Here is a 25,329-nt window from a genome sequence, read left to right on the forward strand (position 1 = left end):
TACAACGGCAACTTTGCGGGTTGTACTTTTGAAACGCGGGTGCAAATGTAAATTATGGAAAAGAGATTTTTTAAGGTTAAGGCTCTCATGGAAGTGAAAAGCGGAAAGAGCCAGAACGGGAACGATTGGAAAACAAGAGAAGTGGTGCTTGAAGCCGACGAGAAAGTGATGTATCCCGACGTGATTGTGGCAAGCCTATTTGGTGATGCTGTGGATAAATTCGAGTTCAAGGAGAATGCTACTCTATGGGCTGACTTCGCCTTTCGTGCTCATGAATATCAGGGCAGATGGTTTAACGATGTGCGCATAAGTAACTTCGGCGAAGATAACAGAAGCTTTTAATCATTTATTTTTTTTTAAAAAATCTGAGTTGAACGAGCGGGTGTAGAGTGCCCAGGGATAATTGTCGACAGCTTTAACGAGGCTCTGCTCTTCTCGTAAAAATTCAGAAAAATGGAAAATAATCAAAACAATTTCAATGGTAATGTTGAACATGTACAGCTTGGCGGACAGGCTTTTTATGACGAAAGTAAATTCTTTATGTTTTCACCGGACAGCCCAGAAGTGGGAGCGGTGAAGAAATTCAGAAGTAATGGAGTGGGACAGCAGATGGCTGACGGTACATTTGACTTTGTGGCAAAGCCAGCACTTAGACCAAAGAGTACCCTTATTAAAAAGTTGGCTCACGGCAGAATTTCTGCAACTGCCGACGGTGCAATACAGCTCACGCTAAAGGTTTTTAAGAATGAGGGGCTTGACTGCATGGAAACGATAATGAAAGAGGCAAGAGAGGCAACAGTATGAGCGTGTATTTAATATCAATGCGGGGTGGTCACAAGGTGGCTAGCCCCGTTCAATCAAGAGAGGAATACATAAAGTTAAGAGACAGTAGTCAACAGAAAGCAAACTTGCAGTTGGCTCGTGAGGGCAACGACAGTGCAAAACGTAGGCTGATACAGATGAACTATTCGGGGCATTATCCAAATGGCGTTGTTAAGGGTTGTAAACTACCGAGCATGGCTTTTGGTTTTGACCTTGACGATAAGGCTGAATTTGAGAAAGCTGCAAAGATCTTGTTAGAAGATCCTGAAAAATATGGTTTGTTGATGCTTGAACGTAGTGCTAGACAGGGTGGGCATGCGGTGATGAAGCGCGAACGAGGAAAGACAATACTTGAAAACCAAGTGCGCATTGCTCGTATGCTTGACTGCGAAATGGACACGGGTGCGCACGACATTAATCGAGTGTATTTCACTACTACCGCCGACAAGGATAATCTGCTTTATCTGAACGATGAACTGTTTTGTGATAATTATGTAGAAGCCGATGTGAAGACGGAAGCCGTTGCTCTGGAGCAAAGAATAGAAGAACTGCCACCTGAGGCGCATAAGGCAAATAAGCATTGGCATCCAGCCATCCACGTGGAAAAAGAAGTACAGGCGAAAGAATCTATCTTGGAAACAACTTGTGACAGCAAAGTTCAGAATACAGAAATGTCTTATCTTGGCATTCCATATTCTGAGATAATAAACAAATGGTGGGAACTTTACAACGACGGTCACACTCCTGTGAAAAGTAACCGTGATGTGCTTACGTATGAACTGGCAGTGAACTTGCGCCACATCTGTGGTTTTGAGAGAAACACGCTAAACGCAGTGATTCCATGTTACGACGGGTTTGGCGAGGAGCAGAAACTTAAATGCATTGACTCGGCATTGCTTTCAAAACGCACTCAAATGCCAAAGAGAATGCGTGATGTGTTAACGGCTCTTCGTAAAGACAATATGGGCAACGAAGATGTGGTGAATGCCATTGATGAAATGCAGACACGTGACGAAGAATTCTATTACAGACAGTTGCCTAAAGCAATAATGGTGCAAGGGGTGAAGGACTCTGTTGAGGCTGCTGGACATGGACTTACAATGCCCGTGCTCACCGCTATCTGTCCCGCTATTGGTGCTTTGGCTACGGGAGTGAAGCTCGACGTGCACGGTAAAACCAACTCGCTGAACCTTATTTCATATATTGCTGGAGAGTTTGGCTCAGGAAAGGGAAACATTGATCCTATCGTGGAAACATGGATGAAAGAGGAGCGAGAACTCACGAAAATCTACAACAAACAGCACGAAGAATGGAGAGCAAAATACAAGGCTTCTAAAAATAAGAAGGAACAGCCTGTTGAACCCAAATTGCCTAAACGTTGGTTGCCGCTCAACAACACTGTGGCAAATCTAGCCGAGGAATTGCAGAATGTACAGGGGAAACATGCATTCTCGTTTACTCCTGAAGCGGACAACGTGGCTCAGAAGTGGAAATCGGCAATGAGCGACTTCTCTGTGATGATAAGACAGAGCTACGATGGGAGTGCATTCGACCGTGAGGCTCGGTCGGTTGACGCAGTAAACGTACATATTGACAGATTGTTGTGGAACGTTGTGATGTGCGGCACTCCCGATGCATTATACAGAGTGGTGAGCAACTACACCGATGGATTTCAATCAAGAATTGCAATAGCACGCACTCCTGATAATACGTTCTCAAAGCTTGATGACAATCCGCCTAAACTCTCGGAGAAGCAGACTGAACGCATTATTCAGGTGGCACATCTTCTGCCCTTGATGCAGGGCGAAATAGAATTGCCAAAGCTAGAGGAAAAAGGACGACAATGGGTGGAATTGATGAGGCTGGAAACGATGAAGAACGACGACCGAATAATGGCACGACAACGATTCAGAGTATGCGTGACAGCCCAACGTATGATGTGCTGCTTGATGCTCTGTGCAGTGTGCGGACAACTTATAAGGAAGTTTGGATTTGCGAAAGCTGAAATAATGCTTACACAGAAGAAAGATTTGTGGAAACTTATGATAGAGAAAACGCAAACTCCCAAATTGCTTGATGCCTACGATGTGATTGCCGATTCGCTGATTGAGAACAATATGTTTTTCTTCCGTGAAAAGATAGATAATGCAATGAGTTCACGTGATTATCAATGTTCTGTTGGGGGTGTGAGAGTTCACCGTGGAAAGAATGACAGTATATTTGCGCGACTGGCGGATGAGTTTAATTTTGAACAGGCTTTACAACAGTCAATAGCTGTCAAGGGTGGAAACTGTAGTAAAAATTCAGTCATCATGATGTTGAAGAACTGGAAGAGACAAGGAATCGTTTCGCAACAGGAAAATAATAATTATAAGAAGGTTACAAATTAGTCGTTTTGGTCAAAGTCATTTTGGTCATTTTAAATATAAGATATTGAATTATGGATTTGGAATTGAAAAGAATTCGTGTACGACACGATACAACCGACGGTCTGCTACAACTTAGCAATCGTCTGATATGCAACACGGCAGAGTATACTCCTCGTTGCCTTGAAAACGGAAAGTATGAGGTGAAAATACAGTTAGACAATGCTCAAAAGAGAGTGCATCTATTGATCATTAGGTCTAACGGAAGAAAAACTGTTGGAGAGTTTGTTGCCGGTAATGGTGTGTTTAAGCTTAAATCGGGAAGTATTATTGTGGGGGATTACGTTACGTGGGGACTTTGCATCCGTAGCGAACGGCGATTTAATGAACTTACCGAAATGTTTGTTGAGTGCCTAAAGAAAGATGAAAAGATTTTCTTAGAGATTGTCTGATGATAGTTGCGGATGCCGATACTTGTCGTGCATCCGCAATTTTGTATCATTATATAAAAAATGTGTTTTATTTTTCGGAAAATTTTACTACAATTTCCTTATTTGTAGTATTTTTCTACAAGTGGAATAATGTTGTCGGGAACAAGGTCGTGGAGTGACTTGCATTCTGAAACTCGGCGCCTTATATCTGTGCTGCTGACATTATAAAGAGGTGTATCGGCAAGCGTTACGTTTGCAGGGAGAGTGGTTTTGTCTATCGGCGAATTCTTCCTTGGATAAACCACTATGCGGTAGTTGGCGATGATGTCACGATAGTTTTTCCAGCGGTCAAAAACCAACCAGTTGTCGGCTCCTATTATGAGCGTGAACTCTCGATCAGGAAACTCTTGGGTTAGTCTTTGCAGTGTGTTCCACATGTATGAAGGTTTGGAGAGATTGAACTCAAAGTCGCTGGCTTTAAGTGATTTTTCTCCTGACAATGCGGCTTGGGCAAGTTCCAACCTATGGGCATCATCTAAAAGTGATGTTGATGATTTCTTAAACGGATTAAGTGGAGAAACGACAAACCATATCTCGTCTAGTGAAGCCATTTGCAATAACTGGCTAGCAATGGCAATGTGCCCTGTGTGAATGGGATTGAACGACCCTCCGTATATTCCCGTTCGTATCATTTTTTTGCGAATGTTTAAGAAATCAACAACAGCGTTTTTATTCCTCTAGGAAATTCCTTACAAGAGCCAATGTCGCTTTTTCGGCTTCCTCAAGATTATCGTTTACGACAACATTGTCGAATTTTGAAGCGAATGTTAATTCGTATTCGGCTTTGTCAAGACGTTGCTGAATAACCTCTGGTGTATCTGTGCCACGACCGTTGAGTCTTTTGCGCAGTTCCTCAATTGATGGAGGTTGGATGAAAATGCTCATGGCGCGTTTACCATAAAAATCCTTTATATTGCATCCACCCTTTACGTCAACGTCGAAGACAACACTCTGACCATCATTAAGTTGGGTTTCAACCTGTGATTTCAATGTGCCGTAGAATCTGTCTTGATAAACTTCCTCGTATTCAAGAAACTCATTTTTATCAATTTTAGCGCGGAATTCATCTGGCGTGAGGAAGAAATATTCTACACCGTTCTTTTCCGTTCCACGTGGTGGGCGACTTGTGCATGAAATAGAGAAATGCAGTTTGAATTCAGGATGTTCCTTCATCAGCCACTGCACGATCGTACTCTTTCCGCTTCCAGAAGGAGCTGAGAAAATAAGCAGTCCGTTCTTCATATTTAGAAAGCGTTTAAGACTTGCTCCTTAATCTGTTCTAGTTCGTCTTTCATCTTCACTACAACATTCTGCATTTCAGCCTGATTGCTCTTGCTTCCAGTAGTGTTGATTTCACGTCCCATTTCCTGAGCGATGAATCCGAGTTTCTTTCCAACAGCTCCGTCCTCGTTCATAGTCTCACGGAAGTATTTAAGATGGTTGGTCAGTCTTTGCTTCTCCTCGCTGATGTCTAGTTTCTCGATGTAATAAATAAGTTCCTGCTCAAGTCGGTTCTTGTCGTAGTCAACGCTAGGAATCTGCTCAAGTCCCTTGACAATGCTCTGACGAATTTTCTCAACACGGCTTTTCTCGAAAGGCTCAATGCTGAGCAACAGATTTTCAATATTATCAACTTTCTCTGTAAACTTCTTCTGGAGAGCTGCACCTTCCTGCTTTCTGAAAGTAAGTAAGTTGGCAATAGCCTCGTGTATAGCACTGCTTGCGGCAGCCCATTCCTCAATGGAAAGTTTTTCAACGTCATTCTTTGTTGTGACATCAGGCATGCGTAGAAGAGTGTTAAACCAATCCTGTGGGGCTGGAATTCCAGTCTTTTCGGAAATAGCTTTTATCTGCTTGTAATAATTTTCAACAAGTGCGGCATTAATTGGTGCGGCGTCAACAGCATCATCCTTCTCAATCCAAATAGAGAAGTCTATTTTGCCACGTTCCAATTGTTTTGCGACAATCTGACGTATTTCCATCTCCTTTTCTCTGTAGAGCGGAGCGATTCTTGTAGAAAGATCAAGTGTCTTGCTATTTAATGACTTAATTTCAACATTAATCTTTTTTTGATTGTAGGTTACGATAGATTTTCCGTAACCGGTCATTGATTGTATCATACTTGTTTCACGTTAAATTTCTGCAAAAGTAATAATTTTGCGGGAAAAAAGCGTAAATTTGCACTTTATTTAGAATATATTTATTATTATGTCGTGTATATTGAACATTGAAACGAGCACAAACGTGTGCTCTGTAGCAGTTAGTAATGACGCCGAATGCATCTTTAACAAAGAAGATTACAGCGGACCACATCACAATGAACAACTTGGACGCTATGTTGATGAGGCTCTTTCATTTATAGACAGTCACTCATTAAAATTAGACGCTGTGGCTGTAAGTTGTGGTCCAGGTTCTTATACCGGACTGCGAATAGGTACTTCTATGGCAAAAGGAATTTGCTATGGTCGTGATGTGAAGCTGATTGCCATACCGACTTTGGAACTTCTTGCCGTGCCAGTATTATTGAAAGAGCAGGCTGAGGAAGAAAATGCATTACTAGTGCCAATGCTTGACGCACGCCGCATGGAAGTATATGCAGAGGTATTCAATCGCTCACTTGATGAGGTGAGACCAATAAAGGCTGACGTTGTGACAGTTGATACCTATAAAGAATATCTTGAAAAGGGCCCGGTGTATTTCTTCGGAAACGGAGCAGCAAAGTGTATGGAAGAGATTAATAATCCTAACGCACACTTGATCAAAGACGTCGTGCCACTAGCTAAATATATGTTTCCACTGGCAGAAAAGCGCATAGCACAAGGGAAGTTTGAAGACGTTGCATATTTCGTGCCGTTCTATCTGAAAGACTTCGTTGCAAAATTGCCTAAAAAATTATTATGAACATCCAAGGATTAGACTACAACACACAGCGTGAACAGCTTGTCATGCCTGAATACGGGCGTGAGGTGCAGAATATGGTTGACATTTGTGGCAAACTTGATACGAAAGCCATGCGTCAATCGTGTGCGGAAGCCATAGTAACCATCATGGAAAGAATGTTTCCCCAAAATCACGAGGACGTGAACTATAAACAAAAGTTGTGGGACCATCTTGCAATCATGAGTGACTTTAAGTTGGATATTGATTGGCCTTACGACATCAGTCAAGCCAACAAGATTTTAGCAAAGCCGCAGCCTATGGAGTATCCCATGACAAAAATTTCGGTAAGACACTACGGTCACATAATGGCTGAGGTGTTTGAACGATTGAAGACCATGGACCCTGGTGAGGAGCGTGACGCACTTACCAAACTTGCTGCTAACCAGATGAAGTTGAGCCTGATTATGTGGAGTCACGGTTCGTGTGACGACGAGAAGGTGGCTTCTGACTTGGCAAAATATACTGACGGAAAAATTCAGCTTGACCTGAATACATTCGTTTTCAACAAAATTATGGAGAATGAGCCTGTTGGCAATAACCGTAATAACAATAACCGTAATGGTAATGTTAGTAACAACGGTAACAACAATAAGCGCAGAAGAAGATAAAAGCCAATGGAATCATTCATCATAGAAGGTGGACACCGACTGAAAGGAACCATCACTCCACAGGGAGCTAAAAACGAGGCATTGGAAGTTATTTGCGCAATATTGCTAACTTCTGATCCAGTGAGAATAAAGAATATCCCAGAAATACTGGATGTTAAAAATCTCATTCAACTGTTGAAGGATATTGGCGTAAAGGTAACGCACAACGCTGAAAATGATTACACTTTTCAGGCAGCCGAGCTGAATCTTGACTATCTAGAAAGTCAGGAGTTTGTTGATAAATGTTCTTCTTTGCGAGGCAGTGTGCTCATGATAGGTCCAATGCTCGGTAGATTCGGAAAGGCTACCATCGCCAAACCAGGCGGTGACAAGATAGGACGTAGACGACTTGATACTCACTTCCAAGGATTCAAGCATCTTGGTGCAAAGTTTGTGAAAGACACAGAACGTGATGTATTCAAGATTGAAAGCAAAAAACTGAAAGGTTGCTACATGCTGCTTGATGAGGCTTCGGTTACTGGAACGGCAAACATTATCATGGCTGCCGTGATGGCAAAGGGCACAACGACAATATATAATGCGGCATGTGAACCTTATATTCAGCAACTGTGCCACTTGCTTAACGCAATGGGTGCAAATATCAGTGGAATAGCAAGTAATCTGATTACAATTGTCGGTGTAGACAAATTACACGGTGCCGACCATACTATATTACCAGACATGATAGAGGTAGGATCTTTTATCGGAATGGCTGCAATGGTGGGCGACGGAGTAAGAATAAAAAATGTATCGCTGAAAGATCTCGGTATTATCCCTGATGCGTTCAGACGAATTGGAGTGAAGATCGAAACTGAAGGAGACGACCTGATTATTCCACATCAACCACATTATGTTGTTGATTCTTTTATTGACGGAACGATAATGACTCTTGCTGATGCTCCTTGGCCAGGCTTGACGCCAGACCTCATCTCTGTTCTTCTTGTTGTAGCTACACAGGCTCGTGGTTCAGTGCTTATTCATCAGAAAATGTTTGAAAGCCGTCTGTTCTTCGTAGACAAGTTGATTGACATGGGAGCACAGATCATACTTTGCGACCCACACCGTGCTGTTGTGGTAGGTCACGACCATAAATTGGTGTTGCGTGCAGGACGAATGACAAGTCCTGATATCCGTGCGGGTATTGCACTTCTTATTGCAGCAATGAGTGCTGAAGGAACAAGTTGCATTGCCAACATTGCACAGATAGATCGTGGTTACGAGAATATTGAAAATAGACTTAATAAACTTGGTGCCTGCATCAAACGAGTAGATGATTAGACGTGAAGAAGTATATAAAATAGGTAAGCTGGGAAAACCTCACGGAGTGAAAGGCGAAATATCGTTCATGTTTGACGATGATGTCTTTGACCGTGTAGACGCAGATTATCTTATCTTGGACGTAGACGGAATATTGGTTCCTTTCTTTATAGAAGAATACCGTTTCCGCAGCGACGAGATCGCACTTGTGAAATTTGAAGATATTGATACTCAGGATAAAGCTCGTGACCTTACTGGTGACGAAATCTATTTTCCACGAAGTCTTTCTGACGGCGGTGATGAAAATGTTTCCTGGGCAGAAATATTCGGTTTTGAAGTTGTTGATAAAAACACCAATAAGACAATAGGTATAATAAAGTCAGTAGACGACTCAACCATTAACACGCTTTTTGAAATAGAGACGAATGATGGCAAGGATGTTCTTATTCCAGCCAATGAGGATCTAATTCATGAAGCTGACATGGAAAATCGCCGAATAAAGATGTTTATTCCGGAAGGTCTGCTCGACCTGTAACATTCACATTATTATATATTAATGAAGAAACAACAAATATGTATCCTCGGTTCTACGGGAAGTATAGGAACACAGGCGCTTGATGTAATCTCGCAGCATGGAGACTTGTACGAAGTGTACTGTCTCACTGCCAACAACAGTGTTGAGAAACTTTCCGAACAGGCTCATCAATTCAAGCCTGCTGCAGTGGTTATTGCTAACGAGGAGAAATATAAGGAATTGCAAGACCTGCTTGCTGATGAACCTGACATTAAAATTTATGCGGGAAAATCGGCGCTTGAACAGATTGTTGAAGCTGAACCGATAGACATGGTTCTTGCTGCAATGGTAGGGTTTTCGGGATTTCTTCCAACAATAAATGCAATCAAAGCACATAAGAAGATTTGTCTTGCCAACAAGGAAACTCTTGTTGTAGCAGGCGAACTTATATGCAATCTTGCAAAGGAAAACCATGTTCCAATATTGCCGGTAGACAGTGAACACAGTGCAATATTTCAGAGTATTGTTGGTGACGCTGACAATGAAATTGACAAGATATTGCTTACTTGCTCAGGAGGTCCGTTCAGATTATTTTCTGATGAACAGTTGAATACTGTGACCGCAGCTGATGCATTGAAGCATCCTACTTGGAATATGGGAGCAAAAATCACCATAGACTCAGCTTCGCTTATGAACAAAGGCTTTGAGGTGATGGAGGCTAAATGGCTGTTTGGTGTTCCTGCAGAAAGAATCCAAGTGCTGATTCATCCGCAGAGCGTTGTTCACAGTGCTGTGCAGTTTGTTGATGGTGCGGTGAAGGCTCAGTTGGGAGTTCCAGACATGAGACTACCAATACAATACGCATTCTCATTCCCCAAGAGGTTACCATTAAATGGTGAACGTCTTGACCTGTTCAAACAGCAGAAGCTGGAATTCTTTGAACCGGATATAAAGAAGTTTAAATGTCTTGCTCTGGCTTATGATGCAATTAACAAGGGAGGAAACATGCCTTGTATTCTCAATGCAGCCAACGAAATAGCAAATTCTGCATTCAGAAAGGAGCAATGCTCTTTCAAGGGAATGGCAACGATAATAGAGCAGACTATGGCTAAAGCCACATTCGACAAGAATCCTAATCTTGATGTCTATTTGCAGACAGACAAGGAGGCGCGAGCAATAGCAAGCGAAATCATCAAAAATATTAATGAATAACGAATATAATCAGTAATGGAAGTATTTTTAGTAAGATTATTACAGTTTCTGTTGTCAATATCACTTTTGGTTCTGCTTCATGAGGGAGGACACCTGTTCTTCGCAAAACTGTTTGGAATAAGAGTCGAGAAGTTCTATATATTTATGGATCTTGGAATTGGTAAGTGGGGTGGAAGTCTATTCCGTTTCAAACCAAAGAAGAGTGACACTGAATATGGTATGGGTTGGTTACCACTGGGTGGCTACTGCAAAATATCAGGAATGATTGACGAAAGTTTTGACACAGAACAGATGTCTAAGCCTGCCGAGGCTTGGGAATTTCGCTCAAAACCAGCTTGGCAGAGATTGCTTGTTATGATTGGTGGAGTTTCTGTAAACTTCATCCTAGCTCTTTTCATTTATGCAATGTTGATGTTCTCATGGGGTGAGACATACGTTCAGACAAAAGATATGAAGCAAGGCTTCGTGTTTAATGAGGAGGCAAAAAGCTACGGATTCAAGGATCATGATATTCTCCTAGGAACAGAGAACGGAACATTCAAGGATTTCGGTGCTAAAATGTATCGTGAAATATCTAAAGCCAAGCGTGTAGATGTTATGCGTGACGGTAAGAAGGTAAGTATAAACCTCACAGGTGACCTGAATCTGCTGGATATGATAAAGACAACGCCTGCGTTCTGTCTTCCTTATGTTCCTGCAAATGTGGACTCGGTAATGGCTGGAGGTCCTGCGGCTAAGGCTGGAATAAAGAAGGGCGACAAGATTGTTGCACTAAATGGCAAGAAGATAACTTCTTCTAATCAGTTTACCAACGAATTATCAATACTTGACGATGTGCTTGCTGCTGCAAAGACTCATGCTGACAGTGTTAAGGTGCGCACGGTAACTGTAGGTGTTATTGCAAGTGGTGCAGATTCTGCTGTCGCAAAAAAGATGTTGCTTACACCAGACTTGAAACTAGCTGTAGGTTTCCCTGGAATTAATACCCTTTACACTCCTTTCCATAAGAGCTATGGTTTCTTTGAGAGTATTCCTGCTGGAATCAAATATGGTTGGGACATTCTTCATGGTTACGTGAGTGACATGAAATATGTTTTCTCTGCAGACGGAGCTAAGAGCCTTGGAGGTTTTGGAGCAATAGGCAGTATGTTCCCATCTACATGGGATTGGTACGTATTCTGGAAGATGACCGCTTTCTTAAGCATTATTCTTGCTTTCATGAATATTCTCCCAATTCCTGCACTCGACGGTGGACACGTTCTGTTCCTTATATATGAAATTATCACCGGACGAAAGTTAGGTGAAAAGTTTATGATTAGGGCAGAATACATCGGAATATCCATCTTGATATTATTGATGGTGGTCGCCAATCTCAACGACATTTTGCGTTGGCTGGGCTATATGCATTAGAAAAAATCTTATTTTTCAAATAAAGTATTAAACTGTAAGCTTTCAGAATCTGAATGCTTACAGTTTGTTTTGTTTTTAATCCAATGTAGTAACATTCTGTTATTACGTTTGATAATTAAATAAATTATAGTGAACGTTTAGATACACTTAAATGTCATTTTGAAACTTATTTAGTAATTTTGCAATCAGATTGAAAGGCAAACAAGAAAATTACTAAATAAATGCAGCAAGAAACAACCAACGGATTGTATAATGCCAGCAACGAGCACGATGCGTGTGGTGTTGGTATGATAGTTAATATTCATGGCAATAAAAGTCATGATATAGTTGACAGTGCTCTTAAAGTTCTTGAAAACCTACGTCACCGTGGAGCGGAAGGCGCAGATGGGAAGACTGGAGATGGTGCAGGAATATTGCTACAAATTCCTCACGAGTTTATATTGTTACAAGGTATTCCAGTTCCTGAGAAGGGAAAATATGGAACAGGTCTGGTGTTTTTTCCTAAAGAAAAGAAACGTCAGCAGGAGATTCTCTCAATAATGATTGAGGAAATTGAGCGCGAGGGTTTGTCTCTGATGCATTTGAGAAATGTTCCTACTAACCCAGAATGCTTGGGTGAGGCTGCAATTTCTACGGAGCCTGATATCAAGCAGATTTTCGTAACTGGTGTTACTGATGATAAAGTAGAAAGTTTTGAACGTACCTTATATATTATAAGAAAGAAGATTGAAAAACGTGTAGCTGATGAAGACTTCTATATATGCTCATTATCTAATAAGAGTATCGTATATAAGGGTATGTTGTCTAGTTTGCAGCTTCGTCAATACTATCCTGACCTTACAAACAATTACTTCACTAGTGGAATAGCACTTGTACACAGCCGTTTCAGTACCAATACATTCCCAACATGGAGTCTTGCACAGCCATTCAGAATGCTTGCGCACAATGGTGAAATAAATACTATCCGCGGAAACCGTGGATGGATGCAGGCACGTGAATCTGTGTTGTCTTCAAAACTACTTGGAAGTGTAAGCGATATTTCGCCTATAATCCAGCCAGACATGAGCGACTCTGCTAGTCTTGACAATGTATTTGAATTCTTCGTAATGAGTGGCTTGTCATTGCCTCACGCAATGGCTGTAATGGTGCCTGAGAGTTTCAACGATAAGAATCCTATTAGTGAAGACCTGAAGGCATTCTATGAATACCATTCTATATTGATGGAACCTTGGGACGGTCCTGCTGCATTGCTCTTTAGTGATGGTAGATATGCTGGTGGAATGCTAGACCGTAACGGTTTGCGTCCAGCGCGCTACACGATTACGAAGAACGACACAATGGTTGTTGCCAGTGAGGTAGGAGTTATGGACTTTGATCCAAGTGAGATTGCTGAAAAGGGACGTCTGCAACCTGGTAAAATATTGCTTATTGATACCCTTGAGGGTAAAATATATTATGACGGTGAGATAAAGGAACGACTTGCAGTGCAGCATCCTTATCGTCAATGGTTAAACACAAACCGTATTGAACTTGAAAAGATACATAGCGGAAGAAAGATTTCTAATAAAATAGATGATCTTAAAATAAAGGAAATTGAATTCGGATTTGGTGAGGAAGACATCAACGATACAATTATCCCAATGGCAACAAATGGTCAGGAGCCTACTGCATCAATGGGTAATGATACTCCATTGGCTGTATTGTCAGACAAGCCACAGTTGTTCTTTAATTATTTCCGTCAGCAGTTCGCTCAGGTAACCAACCCTGCAATAGATTCTATTCGTGAGAATCTTGTGATGAGTCTTACTGAATACATTGGCAGGGTAGGTTCAGGAATACTTAATCCTGACGAGACAAACTGCAAGATGGTGAGACTATCTCATCCTATTTTGACAAATACACAGTTGGATATTCTTTGTAACATTAGATACAAAGGATTCAACACCATAAAACTTTCAATAACTTTTGATGGTTCAAAGGGGGAAGACGGTTTGCACGAAGCACTTGATGATTTGTGCAGTCGCGCCGAAAAGAGTGTTGATGATGGTTACAACTACATCATACTCACCGACCGTGAATCAGATGATAATAATGTAGCAATGCCTTCATTGCTTGCTGTCAGTGCAGTACACCATTATCTTATAAGTGTTGGAAAGCGTGTGCAGACAGCCCTTATTGTTGAGAGTGGTGATATACGCGAGGTAATGCATGCAGCATTGCTTCTTGGTTATGGAGCTTCTGCGCTGTGCCCTTATATGACTTATGCAATACTTGACGATTTAGTAAAGAACGGAAAGATTCAGGAGAATTATGGTACCGCCGAATCTAACTATATAAAGGCTGTGAAGAAAGGCCTTTTCAAGATAATGGCGAAGATGGGAATAAGTACAATTCGCAGTTATCGTGGCGCAAAGATTTTCGAGAGCATTGGACTTTCTGAGAGCTTGCTTAATACATATTTCGGAACAGAGATAAGTACAATTGGAGGTGTCGGACTTGAAACCATCGCAAAGGATGCAATCGCAATGCACAATGATAGTATTGAGGCTCGCGAGAAAAATACAGAGACTCCTCTTCCAACTCTTGGTCAGTTCCATTGGCGCAAGGACGGAATACAGCATGCATGGAATCCTGAGACAATAGCCACTTTGCAGTTGGCTACAAGAACAGGAAACTATGATACGTTCAAGAAATATACCGCCATTGCTGACAAGAAAGAAAAGCCTATTTTTATACGCGATTTCTTTGATTTCAAGCGTCGCCCTATTCCAATAGAGAAAGTTGAACCTGTTGAAAAGATAGTAAAGCATTTCGTAACAGGAGCAATGAGTTTTGGAGCTTTGTCTAAAGAGGCTCATGAGGCACTTGCGTTGGCAATGAATAAGCTTGGTGCACGAAGCAACACTGGAGAAGGTGGTGAAGACGAAGATCGTTTCCACTCTAAGTTCGACGGAATAAGTCTTAACAGTAAGACAAAGCAGGTTGCCAGTGGACGTTTCGGTGTAACAACAGAATATCTTACGAACGCTGAGGAAATACAGATAAAGGTTGCACAGGGTGCTAAACCAGGTGAAGGTGGTCAGCTTCCAGGCTTTAAGGTTGATGAAATTATAGCAAAGACTCGCCATTCTATTCCTGGTATCAGTCTCATCTCTCCTCCTCCTCATCACGATATTTATAGTATTGAGGACTTGAAACAACTTATCTTCGACTTGAAGAATGTTAATCCTCACGCAGCAATAAGTGTTAAGCTCGTTGCAGAGAGTGGAGTTGGAACTATTGCAGCTGGAGTTGTTAAGGCAAAAGCTGATTTGGTTGTGATCTCTGGTGCAGAAGGTGGAACAGGAGCAAGTCCAGCATCAAGTATGCGTTTTGCCGGAATATCTCCTGAAATTGGACTTTCGGAAACTCAGCAGACTCTTGTGAAAAATGGTTTGCGCTCACTTGTTCGCTTACAGGTGGACGGTCAGTTAAAGACAGGTAGAGATGTTGTCATGATGGCGCTTCTCGGTGCAGAGGAATTCAGCTTTGGAACATCAGTCCTTATCACCCTTGGTTGTGTGATGATGCGTAAGTGTAATAAGAATACTTGTCCTATGGGTGTTGCAACTCAGGATCCAAAACTTCGTGCACACTTCCGTGGAAGTTATAAGTATGTAGTAAACTACTTCACATTCTTAGCTCAAGAAATAAGAGAATATCTTGCAGAAATGGGCTACACAAGTCTTAATGATATTGTTGGTCATACAGAACTTCTCGTGCCTCTTGCCACAGACAATGCAAAATTGGCTACTTTAGATTTCACACGTTTATTGCATAAGGAAACTGGAGATAGCAGCATGTATTGCACAAAGAGTCAGGAGCATGACCTTGAAGGAATTCTAGACAAGCAAATTATAAAAGGTTCTAAGAAAGCTATCGAAACTAATGGTGAGGTAGACCTAGACTTCGCAATAAAGAATACAGACCGTGCTGTTGGTACAATGCTCAGCGGATATATAGAAAAATATAAGTCAGACCTACGTGAGAAAGGTAACAACAAGGTTGTAGAACCAACTATCAACGTAAAGTTTAAAGGTGCAGCTGGTCAGAGCTTTGGAGCATTCCTTGTTAATGGAGTTGATTTCAAACTAGAAGGTGAAACCAATGACTACTTCGCAAAGGGTTTGAGTGGAGGTCGTATTTCTATCCTTCCTCCTATTCGTTCAAACTTCAATGCAGAGGATAATATCATTGCTGGTAATACAGGACTTTATGGAGCTACAAGCGGAGAACTTTACATCAATGGTAAGGTAGGTGAACGTTTCGGAGTAAGAAACTCTGGTGCGATATCTGTAATCGAAGGTGCCGGCGACCACTGCTGTGAATATATGACAGGTGGACGTATTGTAGTGCTTGGTGAGACAGGTCGCAACTTCGCAGCCGGAATGAGTGGTGGTGTCGCTTATGTTTGGGATAAAAATCACAACTTCGATTACTTCTGTAACATGGATATGGTTGAGATTAACCTAGTTGAGGAAAGCAGTTACCGCAAGGAACTTCATGAACTCATACGTCAGCATTACCTCTATACAGGATCTAAGTTGGCAAGAACAATGCTTGATGACTGGAGCAAATACGTAGAAGACTTTATTCAGGTTGTTCCTATTGAATATAAGCGAGTCTTGCAGGAAGAGCAAGTTAAGAAACTTCAACAGAAAATTGCAGATATGCAAAGAGACTATTAACGGTAAGAAAGTAAGAATATTAAGATATGGGAAATCCAAAAGCATTTCTATCCGTGCCACGTAAAGAGGCAGGATATAGACCAATCCACGATAGAATCCATGACTATGGTGAAGTGGAACAAACACTTAACAGTAACGACCGCCGAACACAAGCTTCACGCTGTATGGACTGCGGTGTCCCATTCTGTCATTGGGCTTGTCCATTAGGTAACAAACCACCAGAGTGGAATGATGCCTTGTTCAAAGGCGATTGGCAGCTTGCATATGAATTGCTGACCACAGATAATGACTTTCCTGAGTTTACAGGACGTATTTGTCCTGCATTGTGCGAGAAGGCCTGCGTGTTGAATCTTATGGACCACAATCCTACGACAAACCGCGAAGATGAGTGTGCAATTATTGAGCATGCATTCTCTGAAGACTACGTGCAGCCACGCATCCCAAGTCGCAACGGAAAGACGGTGGCTGTGATTGGTGGAGGTCCTGCTGGACTTGCTGCTTCAACACGACTGAATCAGCTTGGTTACAAGGTCACAGTTTTTGAAGCTTGTGAGAGTGCTGGTGGATTGCTTAGATATGGTATTCCTAACTTTAAGCTGAACAAAGCTATCATAGATCGTAGAATTGCTCTTCTTGAAGCTGAAGGTATAGAATTTAAGTACAATCAGAATATAGACTCAACAAAATTGCCTAAGGGTTATGATGCTTATGTTGTTGCCACAGGTACACCAACGGCTCGTGATTTAAGTATTCCTGGGCGCGAACTCAATGGTGTTTACTTAGCCCTTGAAATGCTTTCACAACAAAATAGAGTCCTTGCAGGAATGCAGTTCAAAAATAATGAACTAGTAAATGCTAAGGGTAAAGATGTTCTTGTGATTGGTGGTGGTGATACTGGTAGTGACTGTATTGGAACAGCTAACAGACAAGGTGCTAAAAGTGTAACACAGATAGAGATTATGCCTAAGCCTCCTGTTGGACCTGAAGATCCAAATAGTCCATGGCCTAATTGGCCTCGCACAATGAAGACAACATCAAGTCATGAGGAAGGATGCACACGTCGTTGGAATATTAACTCATTGGAATTCCTCGGTAAAGATGGAAAACTTACAGGAGTAAAAGTACAGGAAATAACATGGGAACCCAACCCTGAAGGAGGGCGTCCAATAATGAAGCCTGTTGGAAAACCTGAGATAATAAAGGCTGACATGGTATTGCTGGCAATGGGATTCTTAAAGCCACAGCATCCGCAGTTCCAAGACAATGTTTTCGTTGTTGGAGATGCTGCCAATGGTGCAAGTCTTGTTGTAAGAGCTCTTGCCAGTGGCAGAGATATTGCAGAAGAAATAGACCGCAAGTTGTCACACTAATGTAACATTTGTTTAAAGCGGTTGTAATATATTGTTTCTACCTTTGCGGCAAATAAAATTAATTCGTTGCAAAGGTGGTAACAATATATTTTTGTATTGTCGTATTTCTGCTAAGTTTAGCAGTATTCGACCTCTTCGTTGGAGTGAGCAATGATGCTGTAAACTTTTTACAGTCAGCAATAGGTGCTAAAGTTGCTAAGTTCAGGACAGTACTTATCATAGCGTCATTTGGCGTTGTGGTAGGAGCAATAATGTCTTCGGGTATGATGGATGTTGCTCGCCATGGAATTATTATGCCTAGTCAATATTCATTTGAAGAGGTAATGACAATATTTCTTGCAGTAATGGTCACTGACGTAATCATTCTTGATGTTTTTAATACACTCGGAATGCCTACGTCTACTACGGTTTCGCTAGTGTTTGAACTTCTTGGCGGAGCATTTGTAATAGCTACGATAAAGATGATTTCAGACGGAAATCTAGGCTATGGAATGCTTCTCAATAGCGATAAAGCTCTGAGTGTGATAATAGCTATTTTTGTCTCTGTGGTAATAGCTTTTATATTTGGTGTAATTGTAATGTGGCTTTCGCGACTGATGTTTACATTCAACTACAAACACCAGTCGCAAATATTGACTGTGGTATTTGGAGGAATAGCTTTCACTGCTCTTTCATATTTTATTTTTCTGAAAGGAGTCGGAAAAAGCCCGTATCTAAGTGCCTCAGTAAGCAATTATATCAGTGCCAACACGGGAATGCTGATCGTATATACATTCGTAGTTTCAACTATTATTATGCAGATAATGCATTGGTTGGGATGTAATATATTCAAGTTCGTTGTATTAATGGGAACGTTTGCTCTTGCAATGGCTTTTGCTGGTAACGACCTTGTGAATTTCATCGGAGTACCGCTTGCTGGACTTGATTCATTCAATGATTTCGTGGCAAATGCCAATGGAGCCTCGGCAAGTTCTTTTCACATGGGCTCACTAATGGCTAGTGCAAAAACTCCTCCACTATACCTACTTGCTGCTGGAGTCATAATGATTATAGCAATGGCTAAATCAAAGAAGGCACACAATGTGATAAAGACTTCTGTAGATTTGAGTCGACAAGACGAGGGTGACGAGATGTTTGGAAGTTCCAAAGCAGCAAGGTCAATAGTTCGATTTACGCAAAATTCAAATAATTTTATATTAAAGGCTTTACCAGTATGCGTTACTAAATGGGTAGATAGTAGATTCAATAAGCGAGACGTGATTCTTGAAAACGAAAATGCAGCCTTTGACATTGTGAGGGCGGCAGTTAATCTTGTGCTTGCATCAATGCTAATAACTATAGGTACAAATTATAAGTTGCCGCTTTCAACGACTTATGTGACATTTATGGTTGCAATGGGATCAAGCCTTGCTGACAGAGCGTGGAGTAGGGAAAGTGCTGTGTTTAGAGTAACTGGTGTTATAAGTGTTATCGGTGGATGGTTTATCACTGCAGGATTGGCTTTTATTGCATGTGCTTTTGTCTGTGTGGCAATGTATTATGGTGGAATAATAGCCAAGGTTGTATTTATGGTTGCCGTGATAATAACTCTTATTCGCTCAAATCGCAATTTCTCACGCAAGTCAAAAGAGACCGAGGATGAGGATAACGCCTTCCGTTTGATGATGCGTTCAAATGATCCTGAAATAGTGTGGGATTTACTTCGCAACCATGTTAGCCGCACACAGAGCTATGTAAATAGATTTGCATTAAGCCAATACAATAAAATAGTTGAGGGACTAGCAGAAGAGAATGTACGTGAATTGGGTAAATGTACTAAACAATTAAAAACAGAGCAGCAAACATTAAAGAAATATAGGCGACAGGAAATGCTTGCATTAAAGAAATTACCTTTTGATATTGCTATTGAGCGCAACACGTGGTTTCATCTTGGAGCTAATTCTGATCAACAGTTTATTTACAGCCTTCGTCGTATGCTTGAACCTATAAAGGAACATGTAGACAATAACTTCAATCCACTTCCTGCAGGATACATTACTGAATATATCAATATAAGTCATAAGGTAAACGATTTGATGAAACAATCAGAAGCTCAGATATCTACAGGTAGATATGATAACTATCGTGTTATTCTGTCAGAGGCTGATACACTTAAAAATCAGTTGTCGGCACTTCGTAAAATCCATATTGACAGAATACAATGTAGCGACGACGACAGTGAAATGCAAATTAATATGGTTTATCTTAATTTGCTTCAGGAAACTCAGGAATTCATGAGTGCAATGAGGCATCAACTTAGAGCCGCGAAAAAGTTTATTGACAATTAGAACGGCATTCGTATTAATAAAATATTGTATTCCGTAAAATAAAACACCCGTTTATCAATGTGATGATAATCACGTAGATAAACGGGTGATAATATTTATTAGGGAATTATTATTACTTAACCATCTTCTTTGCAGTAGACTTTTTACAAGCTGTGCCTTTGCAAGCCTTTGTGGTTTTTTTACAAGCCTTTGAATTCTTATTGCAACACTGTTTTGCGTCAGCAGCATTTTTGCAACAAGCTTTTCCACCTTTGCAGGCTTTGTCAGCATCAGCCTTGTTAGCCTTTGCACACTGTTCAACTTTATTGCATTTCTTTTCTGCCTGCTTTACATTCTGAGCATTGGCGAAACTGATGGCAGCTACCATAAGAACTGCACTTAAAACGATTTTCTTCATAGTTTAATAATTTTAGTTATATAAAATTTATAATTGCAAATATAGTGTTATCCTGTCATAAAAAGAAATATTTTATCTGATTATAACATTTTTCACTTTATTTTTGTATTATTCCACGCATGACAAACCACAAGTGCATGAGCGTAGTAGTGATAAATCCATAATGTCTACACATTATATGATAACGTTCCTTAAGTGATGCCTTATGATTCTGAATGCTCATACCTCCATCAAGATAGTTCACCACGACGGTATTTACATACCTTAAAGGTAGGTTGTGACGTTTGGCATCCTTCATAACTCTAATGCACCAGTCTATATCAGCCGATAACTTGTAATGCAGGTCGTAATTATTGCGCTTTGCAATATCTGTACGTGCATAAAATGCCTGGTGGCATACTAACATGCCATGCAAGAATGACCGCCAGTTGAGGTGGGATGGGGGAGATAAACGGCGATGGCGCAAAAATGTTCCGTTGTCATCCACTATATCTGTATTACCATAAAGTACTCCTGGTAACTCCTCACCTTCACCAACCACACTAGCAATAGTCTCCAATGTGGATGAAGACGGAAATACGTCACCGGCATTTAAAAAGACTAAATAATTCCCAGTTGCCTTATTTATACCCTTGTTCATGGCATCATATAAACCTTTATCGGACTCAGAAGTAAATATAATGCGGTGTCTTGTATTTTGTATATTATCAGACTTGGCGATATATTCTTTAATCATTGTCACAGTATTATCACGTGACGCTCCATCAAGGATTAGGTGTTCCACATTCTGGTATGATTGCATCAAAACACTGTCAAGAGTTCTTTGAAGGACAGAAGAAGCATTATAGGTACATGTTATAACCGAAAATGTTATCATATATTATATTTTTTAAATGCCATTGCATGATTATATACTTCAATGTATCTCATTGCTACAGAATGCTGTGAATAGTTCATCCCAACTTTATTAACAGCATTAGCACTCAGTTCGTCATAATTAGCTTCATTAAGAATCCAATTAATACCATTTGCTAAATCTTGTGTATCTTTGAATTTTGCAACATATCCATTTTTTTGATGATCAATCATTTCTGGTATTCCACCTACCTTAAAACCAATACATGGCACTCCGCATGCCATCGCTTCCATAATTGTGTTCGGTAGGTTATCCTCTAAAGATGGAAGAACGAAAATATCTGAAGAATTATAAATGTCGATAATTCTTTTCACATCATTTATATATCCTAATGGGTATGTTGCAAGAGGTAAACGCTCTACTATTTCTTCAGAATGTCCGCCCAATATAGCCACACATGTATTCTCTTTATATTCAGGATTGGCATTAACTAATTTATTAAGAGCTTCAACAAAATATTCCATACCCTTGCGCTCGTCAGTAACCTTTTGTGATACAAAAAGTATGATACGTTTATTTGCCGGGAGACCTGCATTTAAACGAGAATTGCTTTTATCTTTTTTATAAAATAATCTTGTATCTATTGGATTTGGAATGCTAGTCACATGCTGTCCAACTAATAGTTCACTTCGTTTTGCTTGTCCTTCCAGCCACATACTGCATGTCACGAAATGAATATTGCTGTTTGTATATATTTTCTTTTTCCTATTCCAAATCTTATAAGCTAAATCCTTGTTTGACCCATTTCCAGGTAGCAGTCTGCAATTTTTGCATCCAGAGTTGAAAGCTTTGCATCCACGTGCATAATGGCATATAGCTGTAGCAGGCCATAAATCGTGCATTGTCCATACAATAGGTTTACCGGATTTTATGATTTTGCGTATGTTCTTAAGTGAAAGCATACCTTGATTAATCCAAGAAAGATGTATAACGTCGGCTTCCTTAAATTCACGGAGTGAAGTAATATCTATTCCTGAATTTGCAATATCTATATCAAAAAGATGCTTACGTGAAAAATGAAGATGCCAGAATATGCACCAACGCTCCCAAAGAAAATGTCTTTGATTGAGGCATTTATGAGGCAGACCGGCAATCGTTATTTCTTCACTCAGCTTATCTCTTACAAGCATTTTTGCCTTGACACCATTATTATTTAGAGCGTTCATAAGACGGTTGGCCGCAACAGCTGCTCCGCCTGTACTTTCGCTTGTATTTACAATAAGTACTCTCATCGCATGTGATTATTATTCATAAATAATTATACATGCAAAGATAAGATAAGTAGAGGTAAGAACAAAATAAAAATAAGAATATTCTAATTTCCTTGCAACTTTTTTTTAGTTATTGCGTCTAAACAAAAGAAACTAATAAAATAGAGATGAAAAAGTTATTTTTACTAGCCATGATCACTCTGCTCTTTAGCGGAAATATGATGGCACAAAAGACTACTATCAGTGGTACATTGAAAGATTCTATTCAGAATGCTACTGAACCTTATGCTACAATACGAGTTTATAAGGCCGGAAGCTTACAGAAGCCAATAGCAATGTCGTTGACTGATGGTGACGGAAAAATTAAGCAGGTTGTTGATGGTAAGGGAGCATTTGTTATTACATTTAATTCAGTAGGTAAAAAACTTGTAAGACGTGAATTCACAATAAATGGTGAGCCAACTGTAGATTTGGGTAATGTATACACATCTGACGATTCAAAAGCATTGAAAGGGGTCGAGATTGTAGCCCAGAAACCTGTCGTTAAAATGGAAACCGACAAGATGACTTATAATGTTCAGGAAGATGTCGACTCGAAAAGTATGACTCTTCTAGATTTGATGCGCAAAGTTCCGATGGTTACTGTAGACGGTCAGGATAATATAACTGTGAATGGCTCAAAGTCATTCAAGATCCTTGTAGACGGTAAGGAAAATCCAATGTTCCAAGCAAATGCATCACAAATATTTAAGTCTATACCAGCTTCAATGGTAAAAAATGTTGAGGTTGTTACAAATCCAGGTGCAAAATATGATGCTGAGGGTACTGCTGGTATATTGAACATCAAGTTTAATCATGATTCAGGCCAAAAACAAAATATGGATGGATATAGTGGTAATTTGAGTGCAACTGTTGGCAACAAGAGTGATCGCACGTCTGCATATATTGGTGGGCAGCAAGGAAAACTCACATATAGTGCAAATGCAACTGTGGGCTATCAGGATATGAAAGATATAAATGTCAACTTAGAACAAACAAAGATTGTCAACGGTCAGAATTCAGTTATGAAATACAATCAGAAATCCGACCAGAGAGTGCCGTTTGAAATGGGAAATCTTAACTTAGGATATGAACTAGATTCCCTAAGTAGCATTAATGCCGGAATAGGACTTACATCTTTTGAATCCAAAATTAATGGAACTCCTTTCACTTCTATGGAAGGTGGAATCTATGGAAGCGGACATTCATATAGCAACAAAATGAGCACAAAAGAATCTAGCGTAGGATTTAATGGGAACATTGACTATCAGCGATTCTTCGATAGGGAGCATAAATCTTCTATAACTTTGAGTTATCTGTTTAGTAACACTCCTTCAACGGAGAAAAGCTCACGTAACCAATACGAACCAAAACAAGAAACTGGCGACATGTATTCAGACATGGAAACCAACGGACGCACACATACTTTGCAGGTAGACCTAGTGAATGCCTTATCAAAGAATACAACTCTCAATACCGGAGTAAAATATATCTATAGGCATAATAAGTCTGATTCAAAATATTATGACTATAAGGGTGATGAGCAGGTGTTGAATGCTGATAACAGTGTGAAATACAATAACGATCAGTCTATTCTTGCTGGATATGCAGAATATGTGGCTACAATGAATAAATTCAGTACAAAGGCTGGACTGAGATACGAACATACTTGGGAAAATATTAAATATCCAGAACAAACAGGAAAGAACTTCAAGAAAGACTATGGATGTCTTGTACCTTCATTTACATTAAGTTATGCGATGACTCCGATGAGTAATCTTGGCTTAAACTATTCAATGCACATACTCCGTCCTGGAATTTCTTATCTTAACCCATATGTTGATCGTTCAGACCCTACATATATATCATATGGTAATCCAAATCTTGACGTTGAAAAATCACATTATTTAAGTTTGGTTTACAATATGTATAGTGCTAAATTAATGATGAACATGACTCTTGGACAGAACTTCTGCAACAACCAAATTGCTGAATATTCTTTTGTTGACAAAGACAACGTGCTCAATACTACAAGAAGAAACAACACGAAGAACAGGTGGACAAACTTTAATATGTTTGCCCGTTGGACAATAAGTAAGACTTCAAGTCTTATGATGAACGGTTCGGTAGATTATGGAGATATGCGCTCGAAGGAACTGAATTGCAGCAACAACGGATGGCAGGGCAGTATTTATGCTAGTCTTGAGCAGGTTTTGCCACTTAAGATCAAATGGAGTCTAGGTTTATATGCTAAGACACGTGACTACAATATTCAGGGTTACAGTGGTGGAATGCAGTTCCTAAACACTTCGTTTACAAAACAGTTGTTCAAAGACAGACTTTCACTAAGCGTACAATATGTTAATCCTATGAGAAGTAAACTTAAGATGACTTCATATAGTGCAGGTGCTGACTTCATTAATAGAACTCAATATTCAATTCCTCTTCACATGATATCTTTCACTGCATCTTGGAAGTTTGGTAACAGCAATAAGCAATATGGGCAACACAAGAGCAACATAACTAATGATTTTGATGAAAAGGACAAGAAAGGTGCTGGCTCAGGAATGGGTGGAGTTGGTCAAGGTGTAGGAATGTAAAATGTAGTATGCCATAACTATAACCGACAAAAGGTGCGACGTCATTTTGATATCGCACCTTTGTCTTTGTTTGTCATTATGGC

The 25,329-nt window shown here is 40.3% G+C and carries 20 protein-coding genes; 14 read left to right on the top strand and 6 right to left on the bottom strand.

Annotated features, from left to right (window positions below):
* The first annotated feature begins 54 nt into the window (after positions 1 to 54).
* From prwr041_RS07605 to prwr041_RS07620, 4 genes are all read left to right on the top strand, one after another.
* A complete protein-coding gene (locus tag prwr041_RS07605; RefSeq protein WP_207153229.1) occupies positions 55 to 342 on the top strand; it encodes a DUF3127 domain-containing protein in 288 nt (95 codons plus the stop codon).
* Positions 343 to 453: 111 nt separating this feature from the next.
* Positions 454 to 804, top strand: a complete 351-nt coding sequence (locus tag prwr041_RS07610; RefSeq protein WP_207153230.1) for a hypothetical protein — start codon at positions 454 to 456, stop codon at positions 802 to 804.
* On the top strand, positions 801 to 3,212 hold the full coding sequence (locus prwr041_RS07615; RefSeq protein ID WP_207153231.1) for a DUF3987 domain-containing protein: 2,412 nt from the start codon (positions 801 to 803) through the stop codon (positions 3,210 to 3,212). The genes prwr041_RS07610 and prwr041_RS07615 overlap by 4 nt, the downstream gene beginning before the upstream one ends.
* 50 nt (positions 3,213 to 3,262) lie before the next feature.
* Positions 3,263 to 3,640, top strand: a complete 378-nt coding sequence (locus prwr041_RS07620) for a DUF5675 family protein (protein ID WP_207153232.1) — start codon at positions 3,263 to 3,265, stop codon at positions 3,638 to 3,640.
* Positions 3,641 to 3,738: 98 nt separating this feature from the next.
* Here the strand turns inward: prwr041_RS07620 and nadD are convergent, their stop codons facing one another.
* From nadD to prwr041_RS07635, 3 genes are read right to left on the bottom strand one after another with little or no spacing between them, the layout of a single operon-like run.
* The gene (gene nadD / locus prwr041_RS07625) at positions 3,739 to 4,311 is read right to left on the bottom strand and encodes a nicotinate (nicotinamide) nucleotide adenylyltransferase (RefSeq protein ID WP_207153233.1); all 573 of its coding nucleotides are present in this window, start codon (positions 4,309 to 4,311) and stop codon (positions 3,739 to 3,741) included.
* 37 nt (positions 4,312 to 4,348) lie between these two features.
* Positions 4,349 to 4,921, bottom strand: a complete 573-nt coding sequence (gene gmk / locus prwr041_RS07630) for a guanylate kinase (RefSeq protein ID WP_207153234.1) — start codon at positions 4,919 to 4,921, stop codon at positions 4,349 to 4,351.
* A gap of 2 nt (positions 4,922 to 4,923) precedes the next feature.
* A complete protein-coding gene (locus tag prwr041_RS07635) occupies positions 4,924 to 5,799 on the bottom strand; it encodes a YicC/YloC family endoribonuclease (protein WP_207153235.1) in 876 nt (291 codons plus the stop codon).
* A gap of 88 nt (positions 5,800 to 5,887) precedes the next feature.
* Here prwr041_RS07635 and tsaB point away from each other — a divergent pair, with 88 nt between their 5' ends.
* The 9 genes from tsaB to prwr041_RS07680 all read left to right on the top strand — a co-directional run bounded on the left by tsaB (position 5,888) and on the right by prwr041_RS07680 (position 20,083).
* The gene (gene tsaB / locus prwr041_RS07640; protein ID WP_207153236.1) at positions 5,888 to 6,580 is read left to right on the top strand and encodes a tRNA (adenosine(37)-N6)-threonylcarbamoyltransferase complex dimerization subunit type 1 TsaB; all 693 of its coding nucleotides are present in this window, start codon (positions 5,888 to 5,890) and stop codon (positions 6,578 to 6,580) included.
* Positions 6,577 to 7,227, top strand: a complete 651-nt coding sequence (locus prwr041_RS07645; RefSeq protein ID WP_207153237.1) for a DUF4290 domain-containing protein — start codon at positions 6,577 to 6,579, stop codon at positions 7,225 to 7,227. Before tsaB ends, prwr041_RS07645 begins: the two co-directional genes overlap by 4 nt.
* A gap of 6 nt (positions 7,228 to 7,233) precedes the next feature.
* Positions 7,234 to 8,544 (top strand): UDP-N-acetylglucosamine 1-carboxyvinyltransferase, encoded by a 1,311-nt coding sequence (murA, locus tag prwr041_RS07650; RefSeq protein WP_207153238.1) that lies wholly within the window; start codon positions 7,234 to 7,236, stop codon positions 8,542 to 8,544.
* Positions 8,537 to 9,058, top strand: coding sequence for a ribosome maturation factor RimM (rimM, locus tag prwr041_RS07655; RefSeq protein WP_207153239.1), 522 nt, complete (start codon positions 8,537 to 8,539; stop codon positions 9,056 to 9,058). The genes murA and rimM overlap by 8 nt, the downstream gene beginning before the upstream one ends.
* Positions 9,059 to 9,079: 21 nt before the next feature.
* Complete coding sequence (locus tag prwr041_RS07660) at positions 9,080 to 10,249, top strand: 1-deoxy-D-xylulose-5-phosphate reductoisomerase (protein WP_207153240.1); 1,170 nt, start codon at positions 9,080 to 9,082, stop codon at positions 10,247 to 10,249.
* A 15-nt stretch (positions 10,250 to 10,264) separates the two neighbouring features.
* The gene (rseP, locus tag prwr041_RS07665; RefSeq protein ID WP_207153241.1) at positions 10,265 to 11,659 is read left to right on the top strand and encodes an RIP metalloprotease RseP; all 1,395 of its coding nucleotides are present in this window, start codon (positions 10,265 to 10,267) and stop codon (positions 11,657 to 11,659) included.
* 221 nt (positions 11,660 to 11,880) lie between these two features.
* Entirely contained in the window at positions 11,881 to 16,386 is a 4,506-nt protein-coding gene (gltB, locus tag prwr041_RS07670; RefSeq protein WP_207153242.1) for a glutamate synthase large subunit, read from the top strand.
* A 26-nt stretch (positions 16,387 to 16,412) separates the two neighbouring features.
* The gene (locus tag prwr041_RS07675; protein ID WP_207153243.1) at positions 16,413 to 17,756 is read left to right on the top strand and encodes a glutamate synthase subunit beta; all 1,344 of its coding nucleotides are present in this window, start codon (positions 16,413 to 16,415) and stop codon (positions 17,754 to 17,756) included.
* A 74-nt stretch (positions 17,757 to 17,830) separates the two neighbouring features.
* Complete coding sequence (locus prwr041_RS07680; protein ID WP_207153244.1) at positions 17,831 to 20,083, top strand: inorganic phosphate transporter; 2,253 nt, start codon at positions 17,831 to 17,833, stop codon at positions 20,081 to 20,083.
* Between the two features lie 112 nt (positions 20,084 to 20,195).
* On the opposite strand, the gene prwr041_RS07685 is transcribed toward prwr041_RS07680, so the two are convergent.
* The 3 genes from prwr041_RS07685 to prwr041_RS07695 form a co-directional block, all read right to left on the bottom strand.
* Positions 20,196 to 20,480 carry a hypothetical protein gene (locus prwr041_RS07685; RefSeq protein ID WP_207153245.1) on the bottom strand — a complete coding sequence of 95 codons (285 nt, stop codon included), beginning with the start codon at positions 20,478 to 20,480 and terminating at the stop codon, positions 20,196 to 20,198.
* 97 nt (positions 20,481 to 20,577) lie between these two features.
* Positions 20,578 to 21,357: a glycosyltransferase family 2 protein gene (locus prwr041_RS07690; RefSeq protein ID WP_207153246.1), complete on the bottom strand. Its 780-nt coding sequence runs from the start codon at positions 21,355 to 21,357 to the stop codon at positions 20,578 to 20,580.
* The gene (locus tag prwr041_RS07695) at positions 21,354 to 22,628 is read right to left on the bottom strand and encodes a glycosyltransferase family 4 protein (RefSeq protein ID WP_207153247.1); all 1,275 of its coding nucleotides are present in this window, start codon (positions 22,626 to 22,628) and stop codon (positions 21,354 to 21,356) included. The genes prwr041_RS07690 and prwr041_RS07695 overlap by 4 nt, the downstream gene beginning before the upstream one ends.
* Positions 22,629 to 22,774: 146 nt before the next feature.
* Here prwr041_RS07695 and prwr041_RS07700 point away from each other — a divergent pair, with 146 nt between their 5' ends.
* The gene (locus prwr041_RS07700) at positions 22,775 to 25,246 is read left to right on the top strand and encodes an outer membrane beta-barrel family protein (RefSeq protein ID WP_207153248.1); all 2,472 of its coding nucleotides are present in this window, start codon (positions 22,775 to 22,777) and stop codon (positions 25,244 to 25,246) included.
* The last annotated feature ends 83 nt before the right edge of the window (positions 25,247 to 25,329 follow it).

Origin of the sequence: Prevotella herbatica (assembly GCF_017347605.1) — a bacterium.
In the GTDB taxonomy this organism is placed as follows: Bacteria; Bacteroidota; Bacteroidia; order Bacteroidales; family Bacteroidaceae; genus Prevotella; species Prevotella herbatica.

Excerpts from the sequence above, each read along its gene's own strand:
- prwr041_RS07660 (WP_207153240.1), top strand. The coding sequence starts at position 9,080 with ATGAAGAAACAACAAATATGTATCCTCGGTTCTACGGGAAGTATAGGA.
- prwr041_RS07615 (WP_207153231.1), top strand. The coding sequence starts at position 801 with ATGAGCGTGTATTTAATATCAATGCGGGGTGGTCACAAGGTGGCTAGC.
- rimM (WP_207153239.1), top strand. The coding sequence starts at position 8,537 with ATGATTAGACGTGAAGAAGTATATAAAATAGGTAAGCTGGGAAAACCT.
- prwr041_RS07700 (WP_207153248.1), top strand. The coding sequence starts at position 22,775 with ATGAAAAAGTTATTTTTACTAGCCATGATCACTCTGCTCTTTAGCGGA.
- murA (WP_207153238.1), top strand. The coding sequence starts at position 7,234 with ATGGAATCATTCATCATAGAAGGTGGACACCGACTGAAAGGAACCATC.
- prwr041_RS07690 (WP_207153246.1), bottom strand. The coding sequence starts at position 21,357 with ATGATAACATTTTCGGTTATAACATGTACCTATAATGCTTCTTCTGTC.
- prwr041_RS07635 (WP_207153235.1), bottom strand. The coding sequence starts at position 5,799 with ATGATACAATCAATGACCGGTTACGGAAAATCTATCGTAACCTACAAT.
- tsaB (WP_207153236.1), top strand. The coding sequence starts at position 5,888 with ATGTCGTGTATATTGAACATTGAAACGAGCACAAACGTGTGCTCTGTA.
- prwr041_RS07605 (WP_207153229.1), top strand. The coding sequence starts at position 55 with ATGGAAAAGAGATTTTTTAAGGTTAAGGCTCTCATGGAAGTGAAAAGC.
- prwr041_RS07610 (WP_207153230.1), top strand. The coding sequence starts at position 454 with ATGGAAAATAATCAAAACAATTTCAATGGTAATGTTGAACATGTACAG.
- prwr041_RS07675 (WP_207153243.1), top strand. The coding sequence starts at position 16,413 with ATGGGAAATCCAAAAGCATTTCTATCCGTGCCACGTAAAGAGGCAGGA.
- prwr041_RS07645 (WP_207153237.1), top strand. The coding sequence starts at position 6,577 with ATGAACATCCAAGGATTAGACTACAACACACAGCGTGAACAGCTTGTC.
- prwr041_RS07685 (WP_207153245.1), bottom strand. The coding sequence starts at position 20,480 with ATGAAGAAAATCGTTTTAAGTGCAGTTCTTATGGTAGCTGCCATCAGT.
- gltB (WP_207153242.1), top strand. The coding sequence starts at position 11,881 with ATGCAGCAAGAAACAACCAACGGATTGTATAATGCCAGCAACGAGCAC.
- prwr041_RS07695 (WP_207153247.1), bottom strand. The coding sequence starts at position 22,628 with ATGAGAGTACTTATTGTAAATACAAGCGAAAGTACAGGCGGAGCAGCT.
- gmk (WP_207153234.1), bottom strand. The coding sequence starts at position 4,921 with ATGAAGAACGGACTGCTTATTTTCTCAGCTCCTTCTGGAAGCGGAAAG.
- prwr041_RS07620 (WP_207153232.1), top strand. The coding sequence starts at position 3,263 with ATGGATTTGGAATTGAAAAGAATTCGTGTACGACACGATACAACCGAC.
- nadD (WP_207153233.1), bottom strand. The coding sequence starts at position 4,311 with ATGATACGAACGGGAATATACGGAGGGTCGTTCAATCCCATTCACACA.
- rseP (WP_207153241.1), top strand. The coding sequence starts at position 10,265 with ATGGAAGTATTTTTAGTAAGATTATTACAGTTTCTGTTGTCAATATCA.